The following is a 26877-nucleotide window of genomic DNA, read 5'->3' as shown; positions in this document are numbered from 1 at the left end:
CTAAAAATATAAATTGTGCTAAAGTTTACATGTCGTTAACTTATTTGTTACCCCCATGAATTTAAAATCAATTATTAATCTGGGCACGAATCAACAGTCATTTTCATCAGCTAACCGAATAAGAACTATGAATATCATAGGGTTAATTACGGTTGCTATCTCATTTTTATATTCGCTTAACTATATTTTGTTTCTTGATAATCCTTCTGTTGGTTTTATCAACCTTGGATTTACGTTTGCGTACTTCGTCACTAATGTACTTACCGCCAAACAGCACCCTAAAATCGCTAAAATTTGGTTTTTTAGCGTATTGATGCTGCATCTACTTGTGTGTACCAATGTTTATGTAACTAATGCGAGTGGTTTTCACCTGTATTACTTCCTTGTGCCAACTGGGGCTTTTTTGTTGTTTGAATTAAGAGAGCGACTTGAGCAGGTGACATTAAGTGCACTGGCAATGGTGTTATTTTTCTATTGTGAAAATACCGTAAACGAAGCGCCATTAATTGAACTGTCTGCTCAAGTTAACCATATGCTTTATCAATCCGTGGTATTTTTTACGATGCTGGAAGTGATTGTTGTCTTATATATTTTTGCTAAACAGATTGATAAAAACGAAAAGCAACTGACATTGCAAGCAAGTACTGACTCTTTGACACGATTGGCAAATCGACACTCCTTTTTTACCGAGGGTAAAACATTGCTCGATCAAGCTGTGGCGCATCAACTCCCATTCACTTTGGTGCTAATCGACTTAGACTTGTTTAAGACGATTAACGATAAACACGGTCATCTCGTTGGTGATAAGTGTTTAATTGAAGTGACTAAAACGATTAAAGCCTTGTGCCGTGAACAAGATTTATGTGCGCGGATTGGCGGGGAAGAATTTGTTATTGCTATGCCAAATACCCATTTGCATGATGCTAACAAAGTGGCCGAGCGAATGCGTGAACACATTGCTGAGTGTAAAATTCCGTTAACCGATTCCCAAAACCTTCAGTGCACAGCGAGCTTTGGTATCGCAGAAAAAACAGCATCTGCGAAAGAACTTAAAGACTTACTGATGAGAGCCGATAAAGCGCTGTATATGGCGAAAGAAAACGGCAGAAACTGTGTTAAACCCTATTACGACAAAGCGGCGTAATCAATTACATTATCGGTTTATTTTTATCTATACTTCTTTCGTTTAGCGATATTCAGTGTATTTAACCTTTAGCCAAGTGCTAGCCAAAAACCGACGCCAATCATTAAACTGCCGGCAATACGGTTCATCAGTTTAATGTTATCGCCCCGAGATAAAAACATTCTTAAACTCTTACCGCCACTGGCATAAGCGAGCATTGATACGCTTTCTGTCAGCATAATAATCGCAAGTAGCCAAAACAACTGAGGTGCGACAGCTTTATCAACACTGATGAAGGGAGGTAAAAGTGAAATCATAAATGCCCAACCTTTGGGATTGGCTATTGCTGTGACAAACCCTTGGGAAATTAGCGCAATATTACTAATCGATTTGTCTGTTTGCTGCCCCTCAATGATGGCCATTTTGCCTTTCGAACGCCACATATTAACGCCAATATACGCAAGATAAGCGCCGCCAAGCCATTTTAAAATGGCAAAGGCATCTGGGTAATTAAGCATGACGCTGGCAACGCCCATAACCGCAGCAATAGCAACTAAAGCAACACCCACTAATTCACCTGCCATCATCCACAGGGTTCTTCTAACACCAATACTCATGCCAAGTGTCATTGCTAATGTCATACACATTCCTGGCGTAATAGAAACAAAAAAGAATGTTGGAATAAATACAGCAAGTATTGCTAAATCAGGCATGGGCTAGAGTTCTTAAATCAATTCTTATATGAGAAGAGCAAGAGTGTAAGGCTTTACAGCTTTTGTGCAAACAAAAAAGTGAATACGTGCCTTCGAGGTGCTAAATAATGATTGGTAACAAAAAGCCTTTCTTAATATCGAAACTAAGAAAGGCTAATTCAGTGTAATTTCAATTAACGTGCAGCAAAATGATCTGGCTAGCTTGGGTCTACAACGATATGCTCAAGCTCAATTGCGGCAACAGCTTGCAGTGTATCCATAGTGGCATTAGCTAAACTGATTTTACCGGCAGATGATTCTATCAATACCACTCGATTAATATCGCTGTAGTCTCTGTTGTGGCGAATTAAGTTTGATAACGCCATTTGCATTGGCATCATTGACGGATTAAATGCCGCGTTTTCTGCGTACCGGCCGCAGTATGTTTTACCGTCTTTTGTTTCAATAACCACCGCTGCGTAGTTTTGCGTATAGGGGGCATAACTTAAACCTGCTTGGTCGACAGCTTCGATGATCATTGGGTCATCTGACTGTAAACTAAATTCGATATGACTTTTTGATAACAGTGGCTTAGTGACTTGTAGGTCTTTTGGCCCAAATGCATATGGTAGATAGTGTGCTAATTGCTGTGGCTGCTGACCAGGTAAGTGGATGTTAATATCGATACCGCTGACTAATTCATTGATGAACTGACGACAATGGCCACAAGGACTGAAGTTGACGACGATATCAACAATTTTTTGTTCGCCGTTTAGCCAGGCGTGGCTGATTGCACTTTGTTCGGCATGTACCGTGTGAAATAGCGCTTCAGAAGATAATTCAAAATTAGCCCCCATGTATATGTCGCCGCTTTCAGCTTTAGCGATTGCACCAACATAAAACTCGCTGATGCTTGGTTTGGCAAGTGCTGCAGCGATTGGCAGTAAACTTAATAGAAGTTCTTCCTCTGCCATTTGACTGATATTGACAAGTTCCGTCAGTTGATTCGCATCGATGTGCCCACAAAAATCATCATTAAGTAATGGGATAAGCGCTGTTGCCAGTGGTTTGGGCAGTTGGGTGATGCTATCAATGAAACGATTTTGCATGACCAATTCCTTTTATTAATACAATAAGTACAAAGTAAGTTAATGATAAAAGCTTAAAGAGATTGCAGATATAAACATAGGGCTTTTAATAACTTTTGTTTGTGTTCATTCTCGCTGGTTTCTTCTAATAAGTTTTCGAGGTTTATCACATAATCAGCATCAGAAAGGCGTTGCTGACAGAACTCTCGCCATTGCATTGATTCATCATGGCTCAATGTTTCAGGGTAATTACGGGCTCGATAACGAAACAACATTTGACTGAGCCTAGGATCGTCAAAGTCGAGATTAAGAGCGGCGAGGTTTTCGGCTTTGGTATTGCGGATCATTTCCATTTTGGCTTTATCAGCGTGACTAAAAAAGCCTCCGCTATAGAGCATTAAATCAGGATCGGTAACAGCAGGGTGAGCATTTACATCAAACACAGCTTGCATTTTATCGCGAAGCTCAGGGTGTTGTTTGAATAATTTATATTGGCTGCGGGCAAAGTCCATATCAAATTGATGCCTTTGTGCTACGGCTTCTGATAGTAGTTTAGGAGTTCCAATAAACGGACACTTGTTTAAATGTATTTGCTTTAGTGGAATTGGCAGCTCATCTGGGGCTAATTCACTTCGAGGTGTATACATACGTTCGACGATTTCTGCCACAGTTAAGTCAATGAGCGGGCTTAAATCCATTGCCAAATTAATGCAAATCATCGCGTTCTTGTTCGTTGGATGAGGTGCTACAGGCGCAATTAAAGTGATGCAACCATTGGCAGCGCTAATCTTTGAACTCACATGAACAAGCGGCTGCATGAAGTCGCCTTGGATTAATTCTGCGACTTTTTTCTTATTTCGAAGCTCAAAATAGTAATCGTATAATTTAGGCTGCTTTTCTTTGATGAGTTTCGCAATTGCAATCGTTGCATAGACATCGCTCATAGCATCATGAGCTTGTTCATGGCTCAATCCATTAGCTTGGGTTAAATGCTCCAATTTAAAACTAGGTGAACCATCTTCTTTAAGCGGCCAATTAATACCTTCTGGACGGAATGCATAACAGGCTCTAACTAAATCGATAATGTCCCAGCGCGAGTTACCGTTTTGCCACTCACGTGCATAAGGGTCAATAAAGTTACGATAAAAACCATAACGGCTGACTTCATCATCAAATCGTAATGAGTTATACCCAACAACACAGGTATTTGGTTGAGTGAAAATGGCATTAATGCGCCCCATAAACTCAGTTTCAACCATGCCTTTTTGATTCGCAAGTTGTGGCGTTATCCCTGTCACTAAAATGGCTTCAGGTGAGGGCAGGTAATCAGTTGATTGCTTGCAATAAAAGTTTTCTGGCTCGCCAATGATATTAAGATCTAAATCAGTTCGAATACCGGCAAATTGCGAAGGACGGTCTTTTGCTGGACTCACCCCAAATGTTTCATAATCGTGCCAAAAAAGGGTAGGTTGAAAAGCGCTTGCCATAATATAGAGTTATCCTATTTTTCGATTGCAAATATCTTAACACTGTTAATTACTAATGTTTACAGGGGGCGTTAGTGATTGAACGCTTTTTAAGTAGGTGACGTAAGTCCGTTTGATGGTTACAATTTATATAACGTCATCGGAGTCTCTATGTACAACCATCTATTCAGCCAACCAATACAATATGAAATAAAGCCAAATCAATCTCTTTTGGTCTCTTTGGCTGATGATGTCAGTGATTTTGTGTTGCTTCCTGCGCTGAGTCAGCCTTTGGCAGAAATTATTATTAGTGAGTTACCCTCTCATACAAATGAGCAGGGGGCTAGCATCATTCTCACTTGCCAGCCTTTTTTTACAGTCAGTCGTGTTGAAAGCTTGAATGACAAAGATACTCATGGCCAAGACAGACTTGATAAAGAGCAACTTGATCAAGGGAAAGTTAATAAAGCGAGTGAGGCAACAGCGTCAGCAGGTTATTCGCTAAATTCTGTTCCTGACACAAGCCCCAGCTCTGACACTATTTCTCATCAATGTGATGTCAGTAAACATCTCGGTAAAGTTACAAGATCATTAGGTCAAGGTTGCCGCTTGTATGCCAGAGTCGGTATAGCGCCACGAATATCTGCCGCCATGCTAAGAAAAGGCGTTACATTAACGTTTTCTTTTATTCATTCTGATGAAGGAGTCGTCATTGAATATGAACAATCGGTGTGTGAAGCGATTACACTAGAGAAAGATTTACGCCTTAATCAAGAACCCAAAGAATTGATCATGGCTAAAGCGATTTTAGCGAGAAACTTTGATTATGAAGAACCTCCAGCAACTATCGCTTTGAATATTAGTGAAATTGAACAAGTACGTGCTGATATTAGCCACTATTTATCTGAAGAAAGAAATAAAGTTCACGCCATTATCGCAGCGCAATTGTTAAAGCTTGATAATCTACTTAATCATAAACAACAATGGCTATTACGGACGTATAGTCAATCACAGCAGCGAACTAATTACGCATCAGCAGCAAATGAATTGTCCAAAGATGTTGAAGATTTACAACGTAAATTAGAGTGTTTTGCGTTACTTGCTCCTGCGGATGTGAGTTTGATGGTTGATAAGTTAACCGAAGATAACTGACTTTTGGGTGCTCATTGCGTACCATTGTCATTTTTAGTGTCATGTTAAACGTTGCTCTTGTTGAGTAACCGTTATTTCAATTCCTTGTTGAGTAAAAAATGCAATATATTTGTCCTTTGTGCCGCACGGTGCTTACCCTAAATGCCAAATCATGGTCTTGTGAAAACCGTCATCAATTTGATTGTGCAAAAGAAGGTTATGTTAATTTATTGCCTGTACAGAAAAAGAACTCAAAAGACCCTGGCGACAATAAAACGATGATGTTTGCCCGTCGTGAGTTTTTAAATAAAGGCTACTACCAAAAACTAAGTGATAGGGTAAATGAGCTTGCGATTGAATACGCAGCTAATGCTGAAAATATATTAGATATAGGTTGTGGAGAAGGGTACTACAGTCATCGGCTATTTGAAGCCATGGCGCACACAAGGGAAGTAGATTGTGTACTGCAAGGGCTGGATATTTCTAAGTCTGCAATTAAGTATGCCGCCAAACGCTACCCTGATTTACATTTTTGTGTAGCCAGTGCCTATGAAATGCCTTTTGAAGACGGGTTATTTGATTTAGCTATGAGAATTTATGCGCCTTCTAAACTGGATGAGTTACAAAGAGTGATCAAAAAAGGCGGCATTTTAATTACGGTTTCGCCTGGTCCTATGCACCATTTCGCGATGAAAAAAATCATCTACAGTGAACCTAAACCCCATGATGAGCCAAAAGCTGAGCTTGAAGGTTTTACTTGTCTGCATAACGAAAGGCTTTGCTATCAATTGGATTTATCAGACCCTGTTGATATTGAACATTTTTTAAACATGACCCCTTATGCTTGGAAGTTGACGCAAGAACAAAAGACCCAAATTGCAGATCAAGGACTTAGCTGTGAGTTAGACTTTAGTATTGAAATTCATCAACGTAATTGATTTGTCATTTAAATTTGCTATTTTACTTTTTGAATCTGATATTTAGTTGGAAACAGCTATCGAATTCATGAATTTTGGGCATGGTAATAACTAATTGAATTAAAATGCTGATGTTAGTTGACATACCCGCAAAAAGGTTCATAATCTATCGGGCTTGAAGGTTGGGCTTAGTTTATGTGTTTCAATACGACCAGTTTCGTCCTGTGAACATAAGTAAAACCGGCATTTTCAGCTCTACCGCCGTTAAGGCTTTAATTTATATATACAGGATTTATATCATGTCTCAAGTTACTGGTGTTGTTAAGTGGTTCAACTCTGACAAAGGTTTCGGATTTATCGAGCAAGAGTCTGGCCCAGACGTATTCGTTCACTTCCGTGCTATCAACTCAGACGGTTTCAAAACTCTTGACGAAGGTCAAAAAGTTCAGTTCACTGTTACTCAAGGTCAAAAAGGCCCACAAGCTGAGAACGTAACTGTAGTTTAATTATTCCTAGCTTCGGCTAGTATAATTAAATAAAACTGTAGTCTATGACTGCAGTTTTTTTTTGCCTGAAAAAAATATAACGGGTCATCTTCATCAGGCTTTTTGTCGCTAGACCTTTTATTAATTTATCGATGGCTTTATCGATGACTTTAAAAGCATTGTTATAAACTCCTTAATACTCTTCCTATCCGTCTTTAGCAGCATTGATATAACACAGGCTATCGCATTCTATAATACGCCGTTCATCATTGTTTATGAGTCTATGTGGCCTTGTATGGCCAGTATTTAAGTTAGCTAACGCCTTTGGTCATGTTACTTGGCTAACACCGCCAAAAGCTGAGCTTATGATGCAAGTTTTGTTGCTGATTGTTGTACTGTAATCATTGTCAGTTCAGTTATTAGTCGCGTTTCAGAATTAGCGTTTCGGCCGTTATTAGTGTTTACCCAGTGTTGCCGTGTAGGTGACACAAAAAAGCCCAGTAGTGATTACCAGGCTTTTTAAATATGAATGGTCATAAACAGTCATTGTGCTTATTGGCTCTAAAACAACAAGCTGACTAGTTAATTTAACTTGAGAATAAGGTTTCCTCTAAGCTTCTTCCTTTCATCATGGCCTTATATTGCCAGTTGTTGTCAACAAATAGAGCCAAAAGTGACATTTCAAGGCCTAAACTCGTATCAATATGATGCTCAATGATAAGTTGCTCATCATTATTCATTTTGACATTAAGAATATTGGGTAACGCTCTGACCTTATCAGCCAATTGCTCAATGTCAGCGTTTAGCATCGTAAGGGTTAAGAAGGCGGTTTCTGCATCCGCTTTCATAGAAACCGATTGTTGAAGCTCTCCTTGTTCGAGGTACAACACTTGATCACATAATTTTTCAAGTTCTTCAAGGTTATGAGAACTGATGACAAAGGTCGTTTTAGGTGCTAAATCCTTAACGATTTGGCGGATTTTTTTGGCATTAGCGGGATCTAAGCCAGCAGTAGGCTCATCCAGTAAAACTAACTTCGGGGAGCCAATTAATGCTTGGGCGATTGACACACGTTTACTCATACCATGGCTTAAGCTTTTTGGTAGCATTAAAGCGGCAGATGACAAATCAACAAGCTCTAAGACTCTCAACGCTTCTTGCTTGGCGTCTTGACGAGTAAATCCCTGTAACTTCGCGAAAAAGGTGAGCTGCGATACGACGGTAAAATTCGGGTCTAATGCGGCATCTTGTGGCAAGGCCGATACCAGGTTTTGTAACTGCGGGCTACCCGGTTTTTCACCTAAAATCGTTATCTTGCCTTCAGATGGGTGAAGGTAACCACAAAGTAAGCTAAATAGCGTTGTTTTACCTGCTCCATTCGGGCCGACTAGCGCAATTGGTGCTCCGGTGTCTAAGGACAAGTTAATCTTGTTTAGTGCCGTTTTTGTGCCGTATTGTTTGCTGACACCTTCACATGTAATTAGCTTCATAATGCACTCCGTTGCATGTAAATACGCCCAGCAATAAGAATTGCGACAGCTTGAATAAGAGGTATTGGTGCGTACATTAATGATTGCAATCCTTGAGTATCAATCATGAGAGATAGCTGAGAGCCTGGAAGTGCCCAGCTTAAGAAAGACAAGGCTGGTAATTGGCTATTAATAATTGCGATCAGAATAAAGCTGACAAGGCCTAAAATAATAGCGTAGATACTAGCTTGTCTTGCGCTACTGGCATACCAAGACAAAACGGCCATAACGGCTGTATAGGGTAGCAGAGCAATAAAGACATTGATAAATACTGACACTGCGCTGACTAAAGCGTCCATAAATAAGCCTGTATCACGGCTTAGAATCAATACTATCGTCGCTAGGATGGTAAGTAATAGCAAACAGCTTTGGATTAGCATTTGTCCAAGAAATCGGCCAAAGAAGATACTGTCACGACTGACACGTAAACTTAAAAAACGGAATGAGCCTCGTTGCTTATCTGAGCTGAATTGATCGGCACTAATGAAAATACTGAACATTGGAAAGACATATAAGGCAATACACCAAAACACAGCAAACTCAGCGACTTTCCAACTAAATAATTGATTAAGTGCATCTGGGCCATAAATATGTTGCACCAGTTCTTTAAAACCAGGCTCTAGCATATAAACTGAGGCGCTTTGAACTGGATATAATAATATTATCGTCCAAAGTAATGAAAAAGCGATAAGCGCTGCAATACCTTTGGTATTGGTAAATCGTTTGCTAACTTCATAACTGGCAATTAGCCAGGTTTGACGCAAAGACGATGAACTGGGTGTTGAGTCCATTTACACATTTCCTTGAGAAAGAGATAAAAGAAAAGCCATCATACGCTATGGCTCATGCTTTAGAGATTAATTATTGTTAAGCCAATGTTACTTTGTACTTTTTACTCATTAGCTTAATCAAGTAGTTGTTCAAGTTCGGATAAACGCTTTGTCAAATCGGCGACCTGTTCTTCTAAAGTGGTTACTCGCTCTTGCAGTATTTGGTTCGTAGACGTTTTTGCTGCTGGCGCTGTGTTGACTTCAAATTGCGTTGTCCCTTGCTCTAGATAATGCTTATCAGAGAAGAGTTGAGCATAGCGGCTATCTCGGCGATTGGCTTCACGAGGAAGTTGCACAACTAAAGGTTCATCTCGTGAGGCTAAAGAGTGAAGGGCGCTTTCAACTTGTTGTGGGCTCTCAAAATCAAATAGTCGATTACAACGAGTTTTGAGCTCCCCTGGCGTTTGTGGGCCACGTAGCAATAACACGATGATGACGGCTAATTGTTCTGCAGAAAACTGTAAGTCACTAAATTCAGTATTACAAAAGCGATGCTTATATTTAACGACTCTACTGCCAAAGCCTGTTTGTTCACTGATAAGACGTTTTTTAGTGAGGCTATCGATGATGTCTTGAGTTTCTTGCTCTGACAAGCTCATTACAGGTTCACGGCTACTTTTTTGATTGCATGCCATGGTCAAACTATTGATTGAAAGCGGGTACTGTTCTGGGGTAGTAATTTCTTTTTCTAATAAACAGCCGATGACTCGGGCTTCTTGATTGCTAAGTTCCATAAATTACTCCAAATAAAAAAGCATGGTTTGTTATAACAGAACCATGCTTTTTATCAAATAATTCAGCAGTGTTGCAGACTATTTGAGCAATCTGATGCCATCATCCTCGATACTGATTTGGCCCGCTTTGAATAAACCGCCGATACTGCGCTTGAATGCTTTTTTACTCATTGCCATCTGATCATAAATTATCGCTGAATCGGTTTTGTCATTGAGCGGTAAAAAGCCACCTGCGCGATGCAATTTATTAATAATCGTTTCAGCATTTCTATCAAGGTTTTGCTTATCAGCTTTCTGTAAAATTAAATCAACTTTGCCATCAGCACGTACTTGTTTGATATAACCTTTGATAGATTGACCAAAACTTAGACGTTGGAATACTTCATTTTGAAATAACACGCCCCAATGAGCGTTATTAATGATGGCTTTGAAACCTAAATCGGTGGTGCCACCAATAATAAGGTCGACTTGTTGACCAACGGTGTATTCAGCCGGGGTTTTATCTAAAAACTTATCCACTTTAGACGACGCCATAATACGTTCATCAACATGATTGGCATGGACATACACTAAATAAGATTTACCTTCTTCTATGCTACGGTGCTGTTCACCAAAAGGCAGAAGTAAATCTTTTTCTAGTCCCCAATCCAAAAAGGCACCATAAGGTCCTGTTGCAATTGCTTCTAGGTAAGCAAATTCGCCTACTTGAGCATAAGGTTTCTGGGTTGTTGCAATAACAATGTCTTCAGAATCTAGATACAGAAAGACATCTACCATGTCGCCGACTTGACAGTCTTTAGGCACAAATTTGTTTGGTAGTAGTACTTGTCCTAACTCTTGGGCATTTACATATACACCAAAACTAACTTGTTTAACGACTTCTAAAGAATAACGCTTTCCGATTTGTATCATTGTTGACTCTATTTGACTTAAAGATAATGTAAAAACACGCTAATTATATACTCAATATGCAAGGCATGTAACTTGGGTTAGCCAACTAAACAAATATAATCAGTAACAGGCGTGCAATTCGTTAAATAAATGCAGTTGTTCATAAAGAAAAAAGATTGCGAAATGACTGGTTTTTAACAAAAAAAACATATGTCAAAGCGATGATAGAAATATTGAATTAAATTTATACTAAAATAGGTTTTTCTTACTTGCATTATACTGGTTTGCAGGGTTTAATTGCGCCGCTTTTTTGTTTGAGCTCAATGAGTGTTTTAGAGTTTGAAAAAGTCGGGTTTAGCTTGACGGATTAACTGTTATGGCTACCAAAGAATCGAACCTCATGGATAGAGACTCAATCAGCACCGTGGCTGAATTGAGTCGACATTGTTATTTTTACTTAAATCTACGTTGTTAATGTCTGGATATTAGCGACAACGTTGGACAATATACATGCTAAACAAATCAAATATTTATTACGAAACATTACATCCGACTTATGGCCAATACTTTGAAGTTGAACACGTTCTTTTTGAACAGAAAACGGAACAGTGGCATTTAAGTATTTTTGAAAATAAACACTTTGGCCGTGTAATGGCGTTAAACGGTGCAATTCAGACTACCGAAAAAGACGAATTTGTTTACCATGAAATGATGACTCATGTGCCTATTATTGCTCATGGTGATGCTAAAAAGGTGCTGATTATTGGTGGCGGCGATGGTGGTATGCTGCGCCAAGTGCTGAAGCATAAACACGTTGAGCAGGTTACTATGGTAGAAATCGATGCTAACGTAGTCGAAATGTGTAAAACCTATTTCCCACAACATTCTCAGGGCGCATTTGATGACGATCGAGTATCGTTAGTGATTGATGATGGAATGCATTTTATCGAGCAATGTCAGCAGCAATTTGATGTAATTATTTCAGATTGCACCGATCCTATTGGCCCTGGCGAAGTATTATTTAGCTCTGCATTTTATGAAAACTGTAAAAGATGCCTCACTGAAAAAGGGATTTTTGTTGCTCAAAATGGGGTTGCATTTATGCAACCAGAAGAATTACAAGACACAGTAAGGCGGTTAAGTCCTTATGTAAAAGATTGCTGGTTTTACAATGCTGCCGTACCTACTTATATTGGTGGCACAATGGCGTTTGCTTGGGCAACTGATGATGTATCGGCCAGAGAACTTGACTTGACTAGCCTCAAGCAACGTTTTGAAAAGGCGAACATTAGCACTCAGTATTATACGCCAGCTCTACACATGGCGAGCTTTGCTTTGCCCGCTTTTGTTGAAACTGCAGTGAAGTCCGCACAGTCGGTAACTGCATAATCTGCTTGAATAGACGGAATGGATAATATGAAAGATTGGTCTATCGAAAATGCTCGTGCAAGTTATAACGTGACACATTGGAGTCAACAGTATTTTGGTATTGATGATAGTGGCGAGGTGACAGTAACCCCTGATCCGAATAAACCAGAATGCACTATCGGATTAAATGAGTTGGCTAAAGATATGGTTAAAGCTGGGGTTGCTTTACCGGTTTTAGTGCGTTTCCCACAAATTTTACATCGCAGAGTTGAAAACTTATGTGATGCCTTTAATGCGGCGATTCAAAAATACGAGTATCAAAATGATTACTTGTTAGTGTATCCGATTAAAGTAAACCAACAGCAAACCGTTGTTGAAGAGATTTTGGCTAGCCAAAAGTCAAAGGAAGTGCCACAACTAGGGCTGGAAGCAGGTAGTAAGCCTGAGTTAATGGCCGTACTTGCTATGGCGCAAAAAGCCAGCTCAGTTATCGTTTGTAACGGTTACAAAGATAAAGAGTATGTGCGTTTAGCACTCATCGGTGAAAAGCTTGGTCATAAAGTTTACATCGTCATCGAGAAAATCTCTGAGCTTAAGTTGATTCTTGAAGAATCTAAAAATTTGGGAGTGACGCCAAGACTGGGTATCCGCACTAGACTTGCTTTTCAAGGCAAAGGTAAGTGGCAAGCCAGCGGTGGAGAAAAATCAAAGTTTGGTTTATCTGCAGCGCAAGTGCTTAAGGTGCTTAATGAATTAGAAGAGCTCAATATGATGAGTTCGCTGCAATTAATTCATTTCCACTTGGGTTCGCAAATCGCCAATATTCGAGATATTCGCCAAGGTGTAAGTGAAGCTGGCCGCTTTTACTGTGAGTTGCGTAAAATGGGCGCACTTATCGATACCTTTGATGTGGGCGGCGGCTTAGCTGTAGATTATGACGGTACTCGAAGTCAAAGTAATAACTCGATGAATTATGGTTTGACTGAATACGCCAATAATATCGTCAATGTGTTAACCGATATTTGTAATGAATATGAGCAGCCAATGCCACGTATTATTTCTGAGTCAGGTCGTCACTTAACAGCGCATCACGCGGTGTTAATCACTGACGTTATTGGCACTGAATCATACAAGCCTGAGGACATTCAACCGCCCGAGGAAGATGCGCCGCAGCTACTTCATAATATGTGGATGTCTTGGACTGATATGAGTGAGCGTCCTGATAATCGGGCTATTATTGAGATTTATCATGATACTCAAAGCGATATTGCTGAAGCGCACTCGTTATTTTCTGTCGGGCAACTGACATTAATGCAACGTGCTTGGGCTGAGCAAACTAACTTGCGTGTTTGTCATGCTCTTAAGAGTTTGTTGAGTAATAATAACCGTTATCACAGACCCATTATTGATGAGTTGAATGAAAAGTTAGCGGATAAGTTCTTTGTTAACTTCTCCTTATTTCAATCTATTCCAGATGCATGGGGGATTGATCAAGTATTCCCTGTTCTGCCATTGAGCGGGCTTGATAAGCCACCAGAAAGACGGGCTGTGATGTTAGATATTACCTGTGACTCGGATGGTATTGTTGATCAATATGTAGACGGTCAAGGTATTGAGACTACGTTACCTGTTCCTGCTTGGACACCTGAAAGCCCTTATTTGATCGGCTTTTTCATGGTTGGTGCTTACCAAGAGATTTTAGGTGATATGCACAATTTATTTGGTGATACCAACTCTGCTGTCGTTAGGGTTGAAGAAAGCGGTATTCCAAATATTGAGTCAGTTCTTGCTGGTGATACAGTTGCTGATGTACTTCGCTATGTGAACTTAGACGCCGTTGCGTTTATGCGAACTTATGAAGAATTGGTCAATCAGCATATTGCTGAGGATGAAAGAACATCAATACTAGAAGAGTTACAGTTAGGTCTTAAAGGTTATACCTATTTAGAAGATTTTTCGTAATACGAGTACCCGCAGAGCCGATAAAACGGCTCTGCTTTTGTAGGTTTTAATATGTTTTTTGAAGGTTCAGAGAAAAAGATTGAAGTCATTATTGCTGACTCATCTTTGAATATACGTGAATTTGGACAAGCATTCTGGGCTGATATTGTCGCCTGCGCTAATGCAGAAATTCTGTCATCGATCAGTAATGAAGACTGCGATGCTTATTTACTCAGTGAGTCTAGTTTATTTGTCTGGCAAGACCGTTTTGTGATGTTAACCTGCGGCACTACAACACTGGCTGATGCTGTGATGTCATTCATCGAACATGTTGGTGAAGAGTCTATTGCATTTGCCAGTTACCAACGTAAAAATGAATATTTGTCTCACTTACAATCAAGCTCTTTTCAAGATGACTTGAAAAAAATACGCAAAACAATTGCAGGAAATGCATATCGAATTGGCCACTTAGATTCGCATCACCACTATATGTTCAGTACAAAGCGGCCATTTATTGCACCTGATTCAGACGTAACCAATGAATTACTCATGTACCACATTAACGGTAAGGCTGCGGATTATTTACGTGGCGTAAATCAGAGTAAACAAGGTATACGGGATTTATTAGCGTTATCTGAGCTGTTTCCTGATTTCGCTGTTGATGACTTTTTATTTGAGCCATTTGGTTATTCAATTAACGGCATTAAAGGCAATGAATATTTTACTATTCATATCACACCTCAAGAGAAAAGCTCTTATGTGAGCCTTGAAACCAATGTTAATTTAGCCAATCACAGTGTCGATATTTATGCTCGTTTACTGTCAATTTTGAACCCTGGCAGTTGGGATGTGATTGGGTTTAATTCACCTAAGAATACCCAAGGATTTCCTGCTCACCTTTGTTTAGGCAGTTGCTCTTTGGCAACCGAACAAGGTTACAACATTGATTTCAGTCATTATCAGCAACTTTGTCATGAAGTACTGATCCCAGAATATTTGTAGTTATTGGCTTATTGCCTTTACGGAGAGTTTTATGAGCACTTTTGCTGAAAAAGCAGATTATTCACTGTATTCCAATGCATTTGGATATTTACGTCAGCCATTAAATTTTAAACCAACAGAAACCAATGCTGATGTTGTTGTCATCGGTTTACCTTTTGATATGGCAACGACAGGCCGCTCTGGTGGCAGAATGGGACCTGAAGCCATTCGCCGTGCATCTGTTAACCTTGCTTGGGAGGAGACTCGCTGGCCTTGGGATTTTTCTATTTGTGAAACCATTAATGTCGTTGATGCGGGTGATTTAGTTTTTGATTGTGGCGATCAAGAAGACTTCACGACTCGTCTAGAAGCATTTGCAACGCGCATTTTAGAGAGTGACAAAGCCTTACTAAGTTTTGGTGGTGACCATTTTGTGACATTGCCTTTGCTACGTGCTCATCACAAAAAGTACGGAAAAATGGCATTGCTGCATTTTGATGCTCATACCGATACATATAGCCAAGGTAGTAAGTATGATCATGGCACAATGTTTTATCATGCGCCTAATGAAGGCTTGATTGCGCCTGAAAACTCAATTCAAGTGGGGATCAGAACCGAGTACAACAAAGCGGAGCACTTGTTTGATGTTATTGATGCAGCACAAGCGAATGAGTTAACTGCAGATCAAATCGTCACGCAAATTAAACAGCGGGTAGGTGATATGCCTTTGTATGTCACATTTGATATTGACTGTTTAGACCCTGCTTATGCGCCAGGTACTGGTACACCAGTGTGTGGTGGCCTAACAAGTGATAAAGCAATGAAAATCATTCGTGGATTACGTGGCATGAACATAGTCGGAATGGACGTAGTCGAAGTTGCTCCAGCATATGATTCTGCTGATATTACCGCACTAGCAGGCGCAACACTGGGACTAGAAATGCTGCACGTATGGGCAGAAGGTAAAGGTTTGGTGAAAAAGTAGCACCAAGGTTTATAGCTAAATTAAAGCCAGCGATTATTGCTGGCTTTTTTATATTTAAGAGGTTGAACCTTATTTAGCGTCGTATGCAGACGCCGTGTTGTGGCTATATTCAGAGTGAAGCCTTTTGAAATGACTTGAATCGTCGAGCTTAATGTTTTCCTGAATTTATCCAGTATGTAATGATCATATATCAGTATCTTTGAGTATAATGATGAGAATAAAAGAGGGATATTAATGAATGATTTAACTGATATCCGCCGAGAGTATACTCAAGGTGGATTACGCCGCAAAGACTTACCTGAAAACCCACTTGTGTTATTTGAAAAGTGGATTGAGCAGGCTAAACATGCTGAGTTAACAGATCCCACTGCGATGTGTGTTGCGACAGTGGATGCTGATGGTCAACCCTTTCAGCGCATTGTGTTATTAAAAAAATTTGATAATGATGGTTTTGTATTTTTCACCAACCTTGAAAGTCGAAAAGCTACCCATTTAGCGAATAATGCAAAAACCAGCTTATTGTTCCCATGGCATCCTCTAGAGCGCCAAGTGGCTATTACCGGAGAAGCCGAGCCATTATCGATGATGGAAGTGACTAAGTACTTTATGACAAGGCCAAAAGATAGCCAAGTTGCTGCATGGGTATCAAATCAATCAAGTAAAATTAGTGCACGCCAAGCATTAGAAACCAAATTTAACGAAATGAAAGCCAAGTTTGCAAAAGGCGATGTGCCACTTCCCAAGTTTTGGGGAGGCTATAGAGTTAAGCCGCAAAGTATCGAGTTTTGGCAAGGCGGTGAAAAACGATTACATGATCGATTTATATATCAAAAGTTACCATCCGGTTGGAATATCGATAGATTAGCGCCTTAATTTTCTTAGGGAAGCCAGATTAATGAGCCAGACTTTACTTTAAAGAAGAAAAAATGAGCCATAAAATATGGGTTGATGCAGATGCATGCCCAAACCCAGTAAAAGACATGTTATTTAGAGCGGCAGACCGTAAAACGATTCCTCTCGTACTTGTTGCTAATCAGTTAATTCGAGTACCTGCTTCACCTAATATTTCTGTTGTTAGAGTGAGCTCTGGATTTGATGAAGCAGACAACTACATTGTTGAGCAGCTTAACGCGGGTGATTTGGTGATAACTGGTGATATTCCTTTGGCTGCTGATGCGATAGACAAAGGCGCAGTCGTGTTTAATCCGAGAGGTGATATATACACTGTTGACAATATAAAACAAAGATTAACTATGCGAGATTTTATGGAAGAGCTTCGCAGCAGTGGTGTCCATACAACGGGGCCAAATAGCTTTTCTCAGGCAGATAAACATGCATTTGCACAGGCGTTAGATAAATGGCTGAGCCGTTTATAAGTTCAGAAAATAATAGCTTGGCTGATTCCAGTCGAGTTAATAAATTTTAATCTATAATTTAACTGTTTTTATTCACAAAAGGGATTAATGATGAAAAAATGGCTAACAGCGTTACCAGTGGCATTAGTGTCAACAGCGCTATTATCTGCATCGGCGTTCGCCGCTGACTGGCAGGTCAAGCAAGGGCATTCAAAGGTCAGTTTTATTTCTGTTAAAAAAGGCGATATTGCAGAAGTACATGACTTTAAACAGGTCAGTGGCAGCTTAACCCCTGAAGGAGCATTCAATTTAACGATTGAATTAGTCAGTGTAGATACAGGGATTGAAATACGTGATGAAAGATTGCAAACCATGTTATTCGAAGTGGCTAAATACCCACAAGTGAAATTAAATTCAGTGATTAACCCGAAATTGCTGGCAGATTTGAGTGTCGGCTCAACGTTAATGACACAAATTGATGGCACTATTGATTTGCATGGTAAAACCCGCCAAATGTCGTTTGATGTATTGGTGGCAAAGCTTTCTGATACCAAAATGGTAGTAAGCAGTTTAGCGCCAGTAATTGTACAGGCGAATGATTTCGATTTAGTAGAAGGGGTTAACAAATTACGTGAAATAGCTGGATTAAGCAGTATAAGCTTAGCTGTTCCCGTATCGTTTGTACTCACTCTGTCTCAATAATTATACAATGTGGCTTATAGTTAACAGCTTAAGCCACGTTAATAGGGCATTTAATGGTCACTGATAAAGACGGCTATATTCACTTAATTCAATATTTAACAGAACACCTTGGTTTATTTGAAGCTTCAGAAGATACCAGCATCAATAATCAAACGGTGATGGAATTATTTGAAGATCAACTCTCTGCACAAATCATCATGGTTTGTGGTCAAAACCCTAATTTATCTTTCGCGCAACGTAATAAGGTGATTCGAGAAATCGACGCTATTGTCTATGATCTTGAAGAAATTTTAGCAAGTGTAGCTAGCCATAATGCCACGCCAGAGCAATCAGTTTTTATTACAGAGTTTTCTGGTTTAATCAAAAACCTTTTTGATAAAGAAATCGAACAAATTTTACGATAAACCCGCACCTTGTTTTTAAAAGTCATAATTAGGAATTCAAATGCTTAAATCTGTCATTGCCGCACTATTAATAGGTGGAGTTTCTTTTTCAAGTTTTGCTGTAGACAAACAAGTCTTAGGACAAACTGAGATGATGTCAGTTAGTGCTGATGGCATCGTGTTTGAGGCAAGAATGGATACCGGTGCAGTGAACTCATCATTACATGCATTAGATATTTCTGTTGCTGGTGGCAGCGCAACAAAAATGAAAGATAATGTGGGTAAAGACGTTACTTTCACTACGTTTAATGAAAAAGGCGAGAAGCAAGTCGTTACTGCCGAAATTGTTGGTACATCTACGGTTAGTAACTCTCAAGGTACAGAAACTCGTTATGCAGTAAAATTACCGATTAAGTTTGGTGATAACACGCGTAAAGTTAAGGTTAATTTACGAGATAGAACAACCATGGATTACAAACTACTTATTGGTCGTAATTGGCTTAAAGGAAAGTATGTGGTTGATGTTTCAGAAAAGAAATTTATCGGTCCAACAGCGGACATTAGCATTGTTGAGTCTGGTTTGATGTTTGATACTCGTATTGATACTGGTGCGGTCGAGAATTCACTTCATGCAACAAACTTAAGAATTAAAGATGAAGATAAAGAAAACATGGAAAACAATGTCGGTAAAGATGTGACATTTACAACCATGAATGAGAAAAATGAAACAGTAGACGTTACTGCAAGAATTCATAGCACGTCACTTATTCGTAATGCTCAGGGTAGTGAAATTAGATATATGGTGACGTTAACCATTGGTGAACCAGGTCAAGAATTCAAAGTTGATGTTAACTTAAGGGACCGAAGCAAAATGACCTACAAATTACTTATTGGTCGCAATTGGCTTCAGGGGCATTACATTGTCGATGTGGACATGTAGTTAATTCAGTTTTGATAGTTATATATTAAAAGTGGTACAAAAAAAACCTGCATAATGCAGGTTTTTTTTGTGGAAGGCGATTAGTTACCCGAAATTGTTCCGCCACCACCGCCAGAACCGCCACCTAATCCTAGTGCACCTGGTGTTGGGGCTGCGCCCAGTGCAAATGCACCCGCTGCAGTTTGAGTTTCTTCGATAACCTCAGAAACGATAGAAGGGTCAATGCCATTGGCTAGCGCGATAGCTAGAATTTCATCTGGATCCATTCCACTTTCAAGGGCTGCAGCTAGGACACTTTTAACGATTGCCATATCGCTATCAGCAGCAATTAAAGCAAAACCAAGTATGTCGGCACTATCAGCAGGATTATTTTGCATTTGAGCCAGAGCGTACTGTGCAGGGGAATTCCCTTCAGCAGAGGCAGTGACCAAACCAGCAGTGAATTCTTCTTGGTTCACTTCTGCATATGCTCCAGATATACATAGTGAAGATATAGCTAATGCTAATAATTTTTGCTTTAACATTATCGTTCCTCGATAAATAGATTAATTAAAGTCTGCTAAGTCTAGCATGGTTGCAGTATTGATTGTTAGTCCATCAATATGATTAAAATTCTTTACAGCGAATAAACCGTTGCCCTGAAGGCCATCAATATTCATGTGTAAACAGTGCTGTGATACTTGTTCTGTTTCGATTTGTGGTGCAATAACATTGATTCCAATGCCGTGACAAATCTGTGTCACCGTTTGAATGAAAAATTGCGTATCTGCCTGCTCTATGTCTCGGATATAGCTGCCATCTAATTTGACAAAATCGATGTCCATATTCTTTATATATTGGAAAGAGGTCAAACTAGAGCCAAATCTTTCGATCGTAATCCCAATACCTGCGCTTTTGGCCTGAGAGATAAATTGCTTCGTGGAATTTAGCGATACCATAGCTGCTGTTTCATTAAATTCAAATAAAATTGGCGGTAAGCGGTGTTGCAATTGGCGATATAAAGTAAATAACCATTGATGAAAGTTAGCATCATGGAGGGCTGTATTACTGATGTTGATGGCAACAGTAGTTTGCTTAATTTGTTGTAGTTTAAGAAAAATAAAGCTTACTACAGCACGCTCTAAGTTATCGAGTAATCCAAGGCGTTCTGCCATGGCGAAAACATCAACAGTGGGAAGCTCTTTACCGTTATGCTTAAAGCGAACAAAAGACTCAACATATAAAATATTATTATCTTTATCGACTACAGGTTGCATAGTGAGATCAAATAATTTTTCCAATGGGATGCATTTAATACTGAAATCAGCACTACTCGCATTTGCTATTTCATTTTGATAATAGTCAGTGAACTCAGAAATAATATTGACCCATTCGGAGCGCGAACGTGCTTCGTTGGGAGTCGAAATATTGGACGTCATCGGAGAAGCTAAATAATTGTCGTGTGTGAGTAATGTATCTAAACGCTTTGTAACGTCGGTAAAAGAATCGGTTAACGACACTTTAGTAATAACTTGGTTAGCAAAACCCTCTTCGAAACGAGAGGAATTGGCAATGTTGAAGGCATCTAGCATATTTTGGCTAAATTCATTTGCTATTTCTTCAGTGACATAAGCCAGAATTGCAAATTCAGAACCTGAAATTCGGTATACATCGATACCTTCTATATTATGACTTAGAGATAAAAGCAGCTCCGATCCTTCACTAATATAGCTATCACCGCTGCCATAGCCCTCATTACTATTAATTGATTGGAGTGAGGGCATTGATACTAAACTGACAAAAAAACGATCCCCTTGTATCTGGGCTTCAGCTTGTAACGAATCAAATCTTTTTAGCAGTGCTCGACGGTTAGGGAGATGAGTTAACGAATCAACATATACTTCTTGTGATAGCTGTTCTGCAAGTGCTGTTTGTTCAGAAAAGGAACGCTGAATATTGGCAACCATGGTATTCATAGCATTGACAACAGTACGTAACTCAGTTGTAAAAGGCTTCGAAGGGTTAAAATTAAATTGTTTTTGAGTCACTTCTTTTGCTTGCTTTTCAATAGAAAGTAGCGGGATAAGCACCGATTTTAAGATGAAGTATGAAAAGATTAGGGCAATGAATAACTGTAAAAGTGTCGATTTTAATGCGCTGATACTATGATCATAAAGTGCTGTGTAGGATGTCCCTGCATTAGATTGTACTTTTAATATCCCAGCCAATCGCCAACCGTCACTCACTTCACTTTGCATGATAGGAGGTTGTAATGTGAACCAGTTCATAAACCATTGTGGTACTCGGTGAGCTAACGTTGGGTTAGTTCGCTCAAATAGAATATTGTCATCAAAATCAGTGAATCGGATAAATTGATAGTAACCTGAATCGAAAATGGCATTAGTCATTATCTCTGCTGTCACTAAGCCTTCTTCATCCATGTATGGTGAAATAGATAACCCTAGATTATGCGCAGCCCCTTGTGCGTGAGAGGCCAGCTGATCATTCAGATAATCTTGCATGTTTGACACATTATTATATAAAGACGCGCTCAAGGTAAAAATGCATAAACTTGAAACCAAGATATAAAGTTGTGCTCTGAGTGAAAGTCCATTTGAAAAATTCAAGTTATACCTCTTAATCGCCTTGTTCTATTCGTTTGAGTAACTCGGTCCAATTTTTATTACCGGTACTAGTCGGTTTAGCATTACCAAGACCTTGAGCCTTTGCTAGCCATAGCCCTTGGCCATTAAATGAATATATCGGCTTCAGATCAGTTCTTTTATTGGCTGGTAAAATTTTAGTTTTAAGGTTATCTAATACTAATGGCATGTCTCTCAAGTTTTCGAAATAGACTAAAACCATATGGGGCTCGTTTATCGTTAATGCTCTAACGTACATTAAACGCAGTTTGGACTCATCAACCCCCATTGCCTTTAAAGTAAAAAATTTAAAAATGGCATAATCTTCACAGTCCCCACCTCGGGTACCTAAAGACTCGATAGGTGTTGCCCAGTAATCATTTTTACCCCAGTGATCAATATCTAATCGATACCTTATCTTTCTATTAGCAAATTGATTTACCAGATTGAGACGGCTAAAGTCATCTAAATTCTCACCATCTTCAATCAATTGTTGCCAGTCTTTAAAATCTTGAACACTGTTAATGCCATAACGGTTTTCAATGTCTTGATAAAAATTGTCGGTAAAAAAGTAATCGGCAACCGTAGCCATGCAAGTCAAACTAATAAGACTTACAACACTAAGCGCTTTGATTTTCAACTGAATAAAATGCCTAAGTTGATTTATATTGCGACTAATTAGCAAATTTTCGATTGTCCACTTTTATCATTGATGGCTTAACTGAGTGAATGTCTAAACAATCATAACGTAACGGCATTAGAATAAAAACCATACTTATAGTAATTGAATCAATATATTACACAGCCATGCCAAGTGTGTCTGGTTGTTTTATTGAGCTAGTTCTCGTTATTTTAAACTTTAGTATTGGTTACAAATATTTCTGTTTTATTGCTATCTCATCAAAATAACCCATCAGAATTCATAGAATTAACAACAAGGTGTTTACCTTGTTGTTAAGTCTGTCAGCTACATTAGCCCCGCGTTATCTGTCACTTTTTCCTCTGGTCGAGGTGAATTTATCATCTAAATGTTAAATTAAACCACTCTTTAGTAGCCGCTTTTATGTAATTAAATAACGTAAAAGAAATTTTTGATCACATAAAATTAACTGATGTTGCGGTTTGTTGTGCCTTGTATTTGGCGAAAAATTGACGGAATTATGTGCAAAAGTCATCGGGCATGATACCAACTTTTGGGATTTAATAAGCAATAATAATAATTTTTTTGTTCAACCCCATAATTTCGCGAGTTGGCATAAGTATTGATTGCATAACCGTTTACAGGGTTTTGAGTAATAGAAAGTTTTTTGATCTATCTATCTTGTTGAAAAGGTGGGTGTTTTATTTTTGTGGAACAGGGTGCTGAAAATATTGGTGCTTTGGCGCCTCATTGTAGTGCAATTTAATCTAGTCGTAATAAACAAAAAATATAATCGTTTGTAGCTAAACAGGATTAATTGGCAAAAAAATAAAAATAACCTTTCACCTGTGTCAAAAACTTGACTATAATGAGCGCTTTTTTGAAGCCAAGAAAGTAAATTATAGCTAAGTCGTTAAAATATAACGGTATGCGACAAAGTGTTACATCAAGATCTTTTTTAGTGTTTCTTTGTTGCTGTTTTGTTGTGATTTAGCGTTGGCTTTCAGAGTTTATCGCCATGCTAAGTAACGACTAACTAAGTAGAATTTTCGATATCAGAAGATTGTTCTTAAGTAGCATAACCAAAATTTGGAAATCCTAGCGCACTGGAAGCTATAAATTCAGGGGCGGTAGCGTGGCAAAATAACCCTGCAAGGTGTGTAAAGTGACGGCGGCCATTACAATCAATTCTAGATTTCAAAGTAACATTGACAGTCTAAGAGGGTTAGCATGTTTTATGTTGGTCTTGTATCACGTCATTGGATCAACACCAGAGTATGGTTTAAAAATCGAAAACGGTTTCTTAAGAGAACTGAATGATATTTTTATCTATGTAAGAATGCCACTTTTTGGTTTGTTGGCTGGTTTTGTTTATGGATTAAGGCCTGTTTCGGCAAATTATCATAATTTTGTCACTAAAAAGGCAAGAAGGCTTTTACTGCCCATGTTGTCGGTCGGTACGTTATTTGCGATCACTCAATGGTTGGTTCCTGCAAGCAATAGTGAAGAAAATTTGTTCCTTATCCATATTTTACCAGTAGGGCATTACTGGTTCATTGAGTCGTTATTTCTCATTTTTTTGTTTGTAGCGTTAATTGAAAAGCTATTCTTTTCTATCAGCAATAATGCGAAACCCTACTGGCTTATATTATTAGTCATCATGACTTCTATATACATTTTAGGCGTAAACATAAAATACTTTTCGATAGAGGGGGCTTTCTATTTATTGCCATTTTTTTTAATAGGTTGTTTATTCTCTCGTTTTCGTATTGATTTTAGTTTGTTAATCAAAATTACGCTGACTTGTTTTTGTTCGCTGATTGTTTCTCATCTTTTTTTTAGTGAGTTTGCAGAAATGCTAGAAAGAGCGAATAGAGTGTTTATAAGCCTGCTTGTTTGTATTCTATTGTATGTGTTTAATTTTAAATCAAAAACATTTAGTGCCATAGGTCGCTTTTCATATAGCATTTTCTTGTTTCATGTTTTTTTTACAGCAGCTACGAGAATCGTTAGCCATAAACTTGGTATAGAAAATACATCACTCATCATTTTTACAAGCTTATTTACCGGTATTCTTGGACCGATAATTATTGAGTTTGTTTTTAATAAAAATAAGTATTCTGACTTTATTTTCTTCGGGAATAAATTAAGTTCAAATTAGTTTCTACTTGGATAAGCTGGACCCTTAAATGACAATTGATAAAAAAGTTGATGTGATTATTCTTTCCTGGGATCGTGCAGAAGATACTAAGAAAGCCATTATTAGTGCAGTAGAACAACAAAATATAGATTTAAATGTTTATGTAGTCGATCAAGGTTCCAAGATTGAATGTGTTCAAGATATTGAGACGCTTGTAAATGTATATCCAAATGTTCATTTACAAAAGAATTTAACGAATACAGGGGTACCAGAAGGGCGTAATCAAGCTTCGGAATTAGGTAACGGGGATTATATTGTATCACTTGATAATGATGCTGAATTTCTAACGCCTTTTGAATTAGAAAAAGTAATAAAAGCGTATGATACTAGGCCAAAAACTGCTGTTATTGCCTTTAATATAAAAAGGTTTGGTACAGAAAGTAATGATGAGTCAAGTTGGTCTTATGGTTTATCAAGTGTTGATTGGTCCAATAGAGATTTCTTTACTACGCGTTTTGTTGGTGCTGGTCACGCAATCAGAAGATCTGCTTTTGAACAAGTTAATGGCTATGATAATTCATTATTTTTCCTCCATGAAGAAGTTGACTTATCGAGACGGTTCATCAATTTAGGTTATGAAATAGAGTATTTACATAATATTGGCGTTGGTCACAAGGTCTCTGCTGAGCACAGGGTTGCATGGAATGCGGGTCGTTGGACTTATCATGCTAGAAATAAAACATATTTATCTTTAAAGCTGAAATCTCCATTGCTGAGCGTCGTGTTTCATTCCTTTCTGTTGCAAATAGATGGCTTAAAAAAAGGGATGCCTATCGATACATTAAAGGCAACGTATGCTGGTTTTAAAATGTATCAAAAAAATAAGTTTTATTTTAATCTTGCTGAATGTGCATTTAACCCTGATTCAGAAGAGTATTACAGGAAGTATACCCCTGGTGCAGATGGCAGTGTACCAACAAGGATTTTAAGACGGATTAAGGGAATTATAAAGTGATTGAAGTGAGTTGCAGCGTTAGTAAGCTGCTAGAGCAAAAAGAAGAGTTACTGAGGGTTTTTAAGCCACTTCTTGAAAATAAAAAAGTCTTGTTTCTTGATGTTCCTGTAAATTTAAATGTTGGTGATAGCCTGCTGTATCTGGGAACACTGGAACTATTCAAACTATTAAATGTGACAATCATTGATTCTATTTCAGCTTATGAACCAGCGAGATTAGATAAATTACAAATTGAGGAAGATGTTGTTTGCGTATTGCAAGGTGGAGGTAATTTCGGAGATATTTACTCCTTACATCAAAATTTTAGGCATTTAGCTTTGTCTAAATTCCCTAACAATCAATTTGTTTTGATGCCGCAGTCTATACATTATAGTAACTTAAATACGTTTAAAGATGATTGTGACTTTTACAGAACATGTAGAAACTTTAGCATTTTTGTCAGAGATGAACACTCTTTTGAACAGTTTGTGTCTGAAAATGTCAGTCAAGTAACACTTTGTCCTGATATCGCGACTGTTCTTTTTGGAACGTTTAACCCATCAGAAGCCGCTATAGATTCTAAGCTGTATTTTCTAAGAAAAGATGTTGAAGCGGCACCCAATACAGAAACTGCAATATCTGTTGACTGGATAGACATTATTCCAAAGCATCTCAATAGGTTATTTGAAATAAGCAAGTTTATCATTAAGAAAAACAATAGACTTAATATTCGCGGTTTAACTGGATTTCTTGTAAATAATTTACATACAAAATTGGTACATAAAGCCTATAGCTATTTTATTGGGTTTAAAACAATCAAAACGGATAGATTACATGGGTTGATTTTAAGCCAGTTGCTACAAATGAATTGTGAAGCTTTAGATAATAAATATAAAAAATTAGAGCGATATATTAAGCGTTGGTACGCTTAATATAGTTGG

At 38.5% G+C, this 26877-nt stretch carries 26 protein-coding genes; 16 read left to right on the top strand and 10 right to left on the bottom strand.

Annotated elements, in window-relative coordinates:
* Positions 1–55: 55 nt before the first annotated feature.
* A complete protein-coding gene (locus AB4128_RS03895) occupies positions 56–1144 on the top strand; it encodes a GGDEF domain-containing protein (protein ID WP_372036918.1) in 1089 nt (362 codons plus the stop codon).
* 68 nt (positions 1145–1212) lie between these two features.
* On the opposite strand, the gene AB4128_RS03890 is transcribed toward AB4128_RS03895, so the two are convergent.
* The 3 genes from AB4128_RS03890 to sbcB all read right to left on the bottom strand — a co-directional run bounded on the left by AB4128_RS03890 (position 1213) and on the right by sbcB (position 4390).
* Positions 1213–1836 (bottom strand): LysE family translocator, encoded by a 624-nt coding sequence (locus AB4128_RS03890; RefSeq protein ID WP_055023340.1) that lies wholly within the window; start codon positions 1834–1836, stop codon positions 1213–1215.
* A 197-nt stretch (positions 1837–2033) separates the two neighbouring features.
* A complete protein-coding gene (gene cdd, locus AB4128_RS03885) occupies positions 2034–2924 on the bottom strand; it encodes a cytidine deaminase (protein ID WP_372036916.1) in 891 nt (296 codons plus the stop codon).
* A 53-nt stretch (positions 2925–2977) separates the two neighbouring features.
* Entirely contained in the window at positions 2978–4390 is a 1413-nt protein-coding gene (sbcB, locus tag AB4128_RS03880; protein WP_372036914.1) for an exodeoxyribonuclease I, read from the bottom strand.
* Between the two features lie 150 nt (positions 4391–4540).
* Between sbcB and AB4128_RS03875 the strand changes: the two genes are divergently transcribed.
* The 3 genes from AB4128_RS03875 to AB4128_RS03865 all read left to right on the top strand — a co-directional run bounded on the left by AB4128_RS03875 (position 4541) and on the right by AB4128_RS03865 (position 6923).
* Positions 4541–5521: a hypothetical protein gene (locus tag AB4128_RS03875; protein ID WP_372036912.1), complete on the top strand. Its 981-nt coding sequence runs from the start codon at positions 4541–4543 to the stop codon at positions 5519–5521.
* Between the two features lie 98 nt (positions 5522–5619).
* Positions 5620–6438 (top strand): 23S rRNA (guanine(745)-N(1))-methyltransferase, encoded by an 819-nt coding sequence (rlmA, locus tag AB4128_RS03870; RefSeq protein WP_119968651.1) that lies wholly within the window; start codon positions 5620–5622, stop codon positions 6436–6438.
* Between the two features lie 278 nt (positions 6439–6716).
* Positions 6717–6923, top strand: a complete 207-nt coding sequence (locus AB4128_RS03865) for a cold-shock protein (protein ID WP_012155714.1) — start codon at positions 6717–6719, stop codon at positions 6921–6923.
* Positions 6924–7489: 566 nt separating this feature from the next.
* On the opposite strand, the gene AB4128_RS03860 is transcribed toward AB4128_RS03865, so the two are convergent.
* From AB4128_RS03860 to AB4128_RS03845, 4 genes are all read right to left on the bottom strand, one after another.
* Positions 7490–8392, bottom strand: a complete 903-nt coding sequence (locus AB4128_RS03860) for an ABC transporter ATP-binding protein (protein ID WP_372036910.1) — start codon at positions 8390–8392, stop codon at positions 7490–7492.
* Positions 8389–9222, bottom strand: coding sequence for an ABC transporter permease subunit (locus tag AB4128_RS03855; RefSeq protein ID WP_192022851.1), 834 nt, complete (start codon positions 9220–9222; stop codon positions 8389–8391). Before AB4128_RS03855 ends, AB4128_RS03860 begins: the two co-directional genes overlap by 4 nt.
* Before the next feature lie 113 nt (positions 9223–9335).
* Positions 9336–9995 (bottom strand): YceH family protein, encoded by a 660-nt coding sequence (locus tag AB4128_RS03850; protein ID WP_055023333.1) that lies wholly within the window; start codon positions 9993–9995, stop codon positions 9336–9338.
* Between the two features lie 78 nt (positions 9996–10073).
* On the bottom strand, positions 10074–10907 hold the full coding sequence (locus tag AB4128_RS03845; protein ID WP_065107864.1) for a S1 RNA-binding domain-containing protein: 834 nt from the start codon (positions 10905–10907) through the stop codon (positions 10074–10076).
* Between the two features lie 489 nt (positions 10908–11396).
* On the opposite strand from AB4128_RS03845, the gene speE reads away from it, so the two are divergent.
* From speE to AB4128_RS03800, 9 genes are all read left to right on the top strand, one after another.
* Positions 11397–12275 carry a polyamine aminopropyltransferase gene (gene speE / locus AB4128_RS03840; protein ID WP_372036907.1) on the top strand — a complete coding sequence of 293 codons (879 nt, stop codon included), beginning with the start codon at positions 11397–11399 and terminating at the stop codon, positions 12273–12275.
* A 27-nt stretch (positions 12276–12302) separates the two neighbouring features.
* Positions 12303–14216 carry a biosynthetic arginine decarboxylase gene (gene speA / locus AB4128_RS03835; RefSeq protein ID WP_055023330.1) on the top strand — a complete coding sequence of 638 codons (1914 nt, stop codon included), beginning with the start codon at positions 12303–12305 and terminating at the stop codon, positions 14214–14216.
* A 51-nt stretch (positions 14217–14267) separates the two neighbouring features.
* Positions 14268–15197: an adenosylmethionine decarboxylase gene (locus AB4128_RS03830; RefSeq protein ID WP_055023329.1), complete on the top strand. Its 930-nt coding sequence runs from the start codon at positions 14268–14270 to the stop codon at positions 15195–15197.
* 31 nt (positions 15198–15228) lie between these two features.
* Positions 15229–16161, top strand: coding sequence for an agmatinase (gene speB / locus AB4128_RS03825; protein ID WP_055023328.1), 933 nt, complete (start codon positions 15229–15231; stop codon positions 16159–16161).
* A gap of 234 nt (positions 16162–16395) precedes the next feature.
* A complete protein-coding gene (gene pdxH / locus AB4128_RS03820; RefSeq protein ID WP_065107867.1) occupies positions 16396–17034 on the top strand; it encodes a pyridoxamine 5'-phosphate oxidase in 639 nt (212 codons plus the stop codon).
* A gap of 53 nt (positions 17035–17087) precedes the next feature.
* Entirely contained in the window at positions 17088–17537 is a 450-nt protein-coding gene (locus tag AB4128_RS03815) for a YaiI/YqxD family protein (protein WP_055023326.1), read from the top strand.
* A gap of 90 nt (positions 17538–17627) precedes the next feature.
* Positions 17628–18218, top strand: a complete 591-nt coding sequence (locus tag AB4128_RS03810) for a YceI family protein (protein ID WP_372036904.1) — start codon at positions 17628–17630, stop codon at positions 18216–18218.
* Between the two features lie 53 nt (positions 18219–18271).
* Positions 18272–18622 carry a DUF3802 family protein gene (locus AB4128_RS03805; protein ID WP_055023324.1) on the top strand — a complete coding sequence of 117 codons (351 nt, stop codon included), beginning with the start codon at positions 18272–18274 and terminating at the stop codon, positions 18620–18622.
* A 40-nt stretch (positions 18623–18662) separates the two neighbouring features.
* The gene (locus AB4128_RS03800) at positions 18663–19541 is read left to right on the top strand and encodes a RimK/LysX family protein (protein WP_192022847.1); all 879 of its coding nucleotides are present in this window, start codon (positions 18663–18665) and stop codon (positions 19539–19541) included.
* Between the two features lie 80 nt (positions 19542–19621).
* Here the strand turns inward: AB4128_RS03800 and AB4128_RS03795 are convergent, their stop codons facing one another.
* The 3 genes from AB4128_RS03795 to AB4128_RS03785 all read right to left on the bottom strand — a co-directional run bounded on the left by AB4128_RS03795 (position 19622) and on the right by AB4128_RS03785 (position 22754).
* A complete protein-coding gene (locus tag AB4128_RS03795; RefSeq protein ID WP_055023322.1) occupies positions 19622–20065 on the bottom strand; it encodes a hypothetical protein in 444 nt (147 codons plus the stop codon).
* Between the two features lie 21 nt (positions 20066–20086).
* On the bottom strand, positions 20087–22051 hold the full coding sequence (locus AB4128_RS03790) for an EAL domain-containing protein (protein ID WP_372036979.1): 1965 nt from the start codon (positions 22049–22051) through the stop codon (positions 20087–20089).
* A 106-nt stretch (positions 22052–22157) separates the two neighbouring features.
* Entirely contained in the window at positions 22158–22754 is a 597-nt protein-coding gene (locus AB4128_RS03785; RefSeq protein WP_080915937.1) for a transglutaminase-like cysteine peptidase, read from the bottom strand.
* 1213 nt (positions 22755–23967) lie between these two features.
* Here AB4128_RS03785 and AB4128_RS03780 point away from each other — a divergent pair.
* Genes AB4128_RS03780 through AB4128_RS03770 form a run of 3 tightly spaced genes read left to right on the top strand, consistent with a single transcriptional unit; the run spans position 23968 to position 26868 of the window.
* A complete protein-coding gene (locus AB4128_RS03780) occupies positions 23968–24963 on the top strand; it encodes an acyltransferase family protein (protein ID WP_372036901.1) in 996 nt (331 codons plus the stop codon).
* Between the two features lie 28 nt (positions 24964–24991).
* Entirely contained in the window at positions 24992–25957 is a 966-nt protein-coding gene (locus AB4128_RS03775) for a glycosyltransferase family 2 protein (RefSeq protein WP_372036899.1), read from the top strand.
* A complete protein-coding gene (locus AB4128_RS03770; protein ID WP_372036897.1) occupies positions 25954–26868 on the top strand; it encodes a polysaccharide pyruvyl transferase family protein in 915 nt (304 codons plus the stop codon). The genes AB4128_RS03775 and AB4128_RS03770 overlap by 4 nt, the downstream gene beginning before the upstream one ends.
* The last annotated feature ends 9 nt before the right edge of the window (positions 26869–26877 follow it).

The sequence above is a fragment of the Shewanella sp. 10N.286.52.A9 genome, from assembly GCF_041468985.1.
Taxonomy (GTDB): Bacteria; Pseudomonadota; Gammaproteobacteria; order Enterobacterales; family Shewanellaceae; genus Shewanella; species Shewanella japonica.
Note: the sequence above shows the minus strand (reverse complement) of the source record. Positions and strands in the feature narration are given on the sequence as shown.

Bases quoted from the DNA above. Each gene is read 5' to 3' on its own strand.
- AB4128_RS03895 (WP_372036918.1), top strand. From the start codon at position 56: ATGAATTTAAAATCAATTATTAATCTGGGCACGAATCAACAGTCATTT.
- AB4128_RS03890 (WP_055023340.1), bottom strand. From the start codon at position 1,836: ATGCCTGATTTAGCAATACTTGCTGTATTTATTCCAACATTCTTTTTT.
- cdd (WP_372036916.1), bottom strand. From the start codon at position 2,924: ATGCAAAATCGTTTCATTGATAGCATCACCCAACTGCCCAAACCACTG.
- sbcB (WP_372036914.1), bottom strand. From the start codon at position 4,390: ATGGCAAGCGCTTTTCAACCTACCCTTTTTTGGCACGATTATGAAACA.
- AB4128_RS03875 (WP_372036912.1), top strand. From the start codon at position 4,541: ATGTACAACCATCTATTCAGCCAACCAATACAATATGAAATAAAGCCA.
- rlmA (WP_119968651.1), top strand. From the start codon at position 5,620: ATGCAATATATTTGTCCTTTGTGCCGCACGGTGCTTACCCTAAATGCC.
- AB4128_RS03865 (WP_012155714.1), top strand. From the start codon at position 6,717: ATGTCTCAAGTTACTGGTGTTGTTAAGTGGTTCAACTCTGACAAAGGT.
- AB4128_RS03860 (WP_372036910.1), bottom strand. From the start codon at position 8,392: ATGAAGCTAATTACATGTGAAGGTGTCAGCAAACAATACGGCACAAAA.
- AB4128_RS03855 (WP_192022851.1), bottom strand. From the start codon at position 9,222: ATGGACTCAACACCCAGTTCATCGTCTTTGCGTCAAACCTGGCTAATT.
- AB4128_RS03850 (WP_055023333.1), bottom strand. From the start codon at position 9,995: ATGGAACTTAGCAATCAAGAAGCCCGAGTCATCGGCTGTTTATTAGAA.
- AB4128_RS03845 (WP_065107864.1), bottom strand. From the start codon at position 10,907: ATGATACAAATCGGAAAGCGTTATTCTTTAGAAGTCGTTAAACAAGTT.
- speE (WP_372036907.1), top strand. From the start codon at position 11,397: ATGCTAAACAAATCAAATATTTATTACGAAACATTACATCCGACTTAT.
- speA (WP_055023330.1), top strand. From the start codon at position 12,303: ATGAAAGATTGGTCTATCGAAAATGCTCGTGCAAGTTATAACGTGACA.
- AB4128_RS03830 (WP_055023329.1), top strand. From the start codon at position 14,268: ATGTTTTTTGAAGGTTCAGAGAAAAAGATTGAAGTCATTATTGCTGAC.
- speB (WP_055023328.1), top strand. From the start codon at position 15,229: ATGAGCACTTTTGCTGAAAAAGCAGATTATTCACTGTATTCCAATGCA.
- pdxH (WP_065107867.1), top strand. From the start codon at position 16,396: ATGAATGATTTAACTGATATCCGCCGAGAGTATACTCAAGGTGGATTA.
- AB4128_RS03815 (WP_055023326.1), top strand. From the start codon at position 17,088: ATGAGCCATAAAATATGGGTTGATGCAGATGCATGCCCAAACCCAGTA.
- AB4128_RS03810 (WP_372036904.1), top strand. From the start codon at position 17,628: ATGAAAAAATGGCTAACAGCGTTACCAGTGGCATTAGTGTCAACAGCG.
- AB4128_RS03805 (WP_055023324.1), top strand. From the start codon at position 18,272: ATGGTCACTGATAAAGACGGCTATATTCACTTAATTCAATATTTAACA.
- AB4128_RS03800 (WP_192022847.1), top strand. From the start codon at position 18,663: ATGCTTAAATCTGTCATTGCCGCACTATTAATAGGTGGAGTTTCTTTT.
- AB4128_RS03795 (WP_055023322.1), bottom strand. From the start codon at position 20,065: ATGTTAAAGCAAAAATTATTAGCATTAGCTATATCTTCACTATGTATA.
- AB4128_RS03785 (WP_080915937.1), bottom strand. From the start codon at position 22,754: ATGGCTACGGTTGCCGATTACTTTTTTACCGACAATTTTTATCAAGAC.
- AB4128_RS03775 (WP_372036899.1), top strand. From the start codon at position 24,992: ATGACAATTGATAAAAAAGTTGATGTGATTATTCTTTCCTGGGATCGT.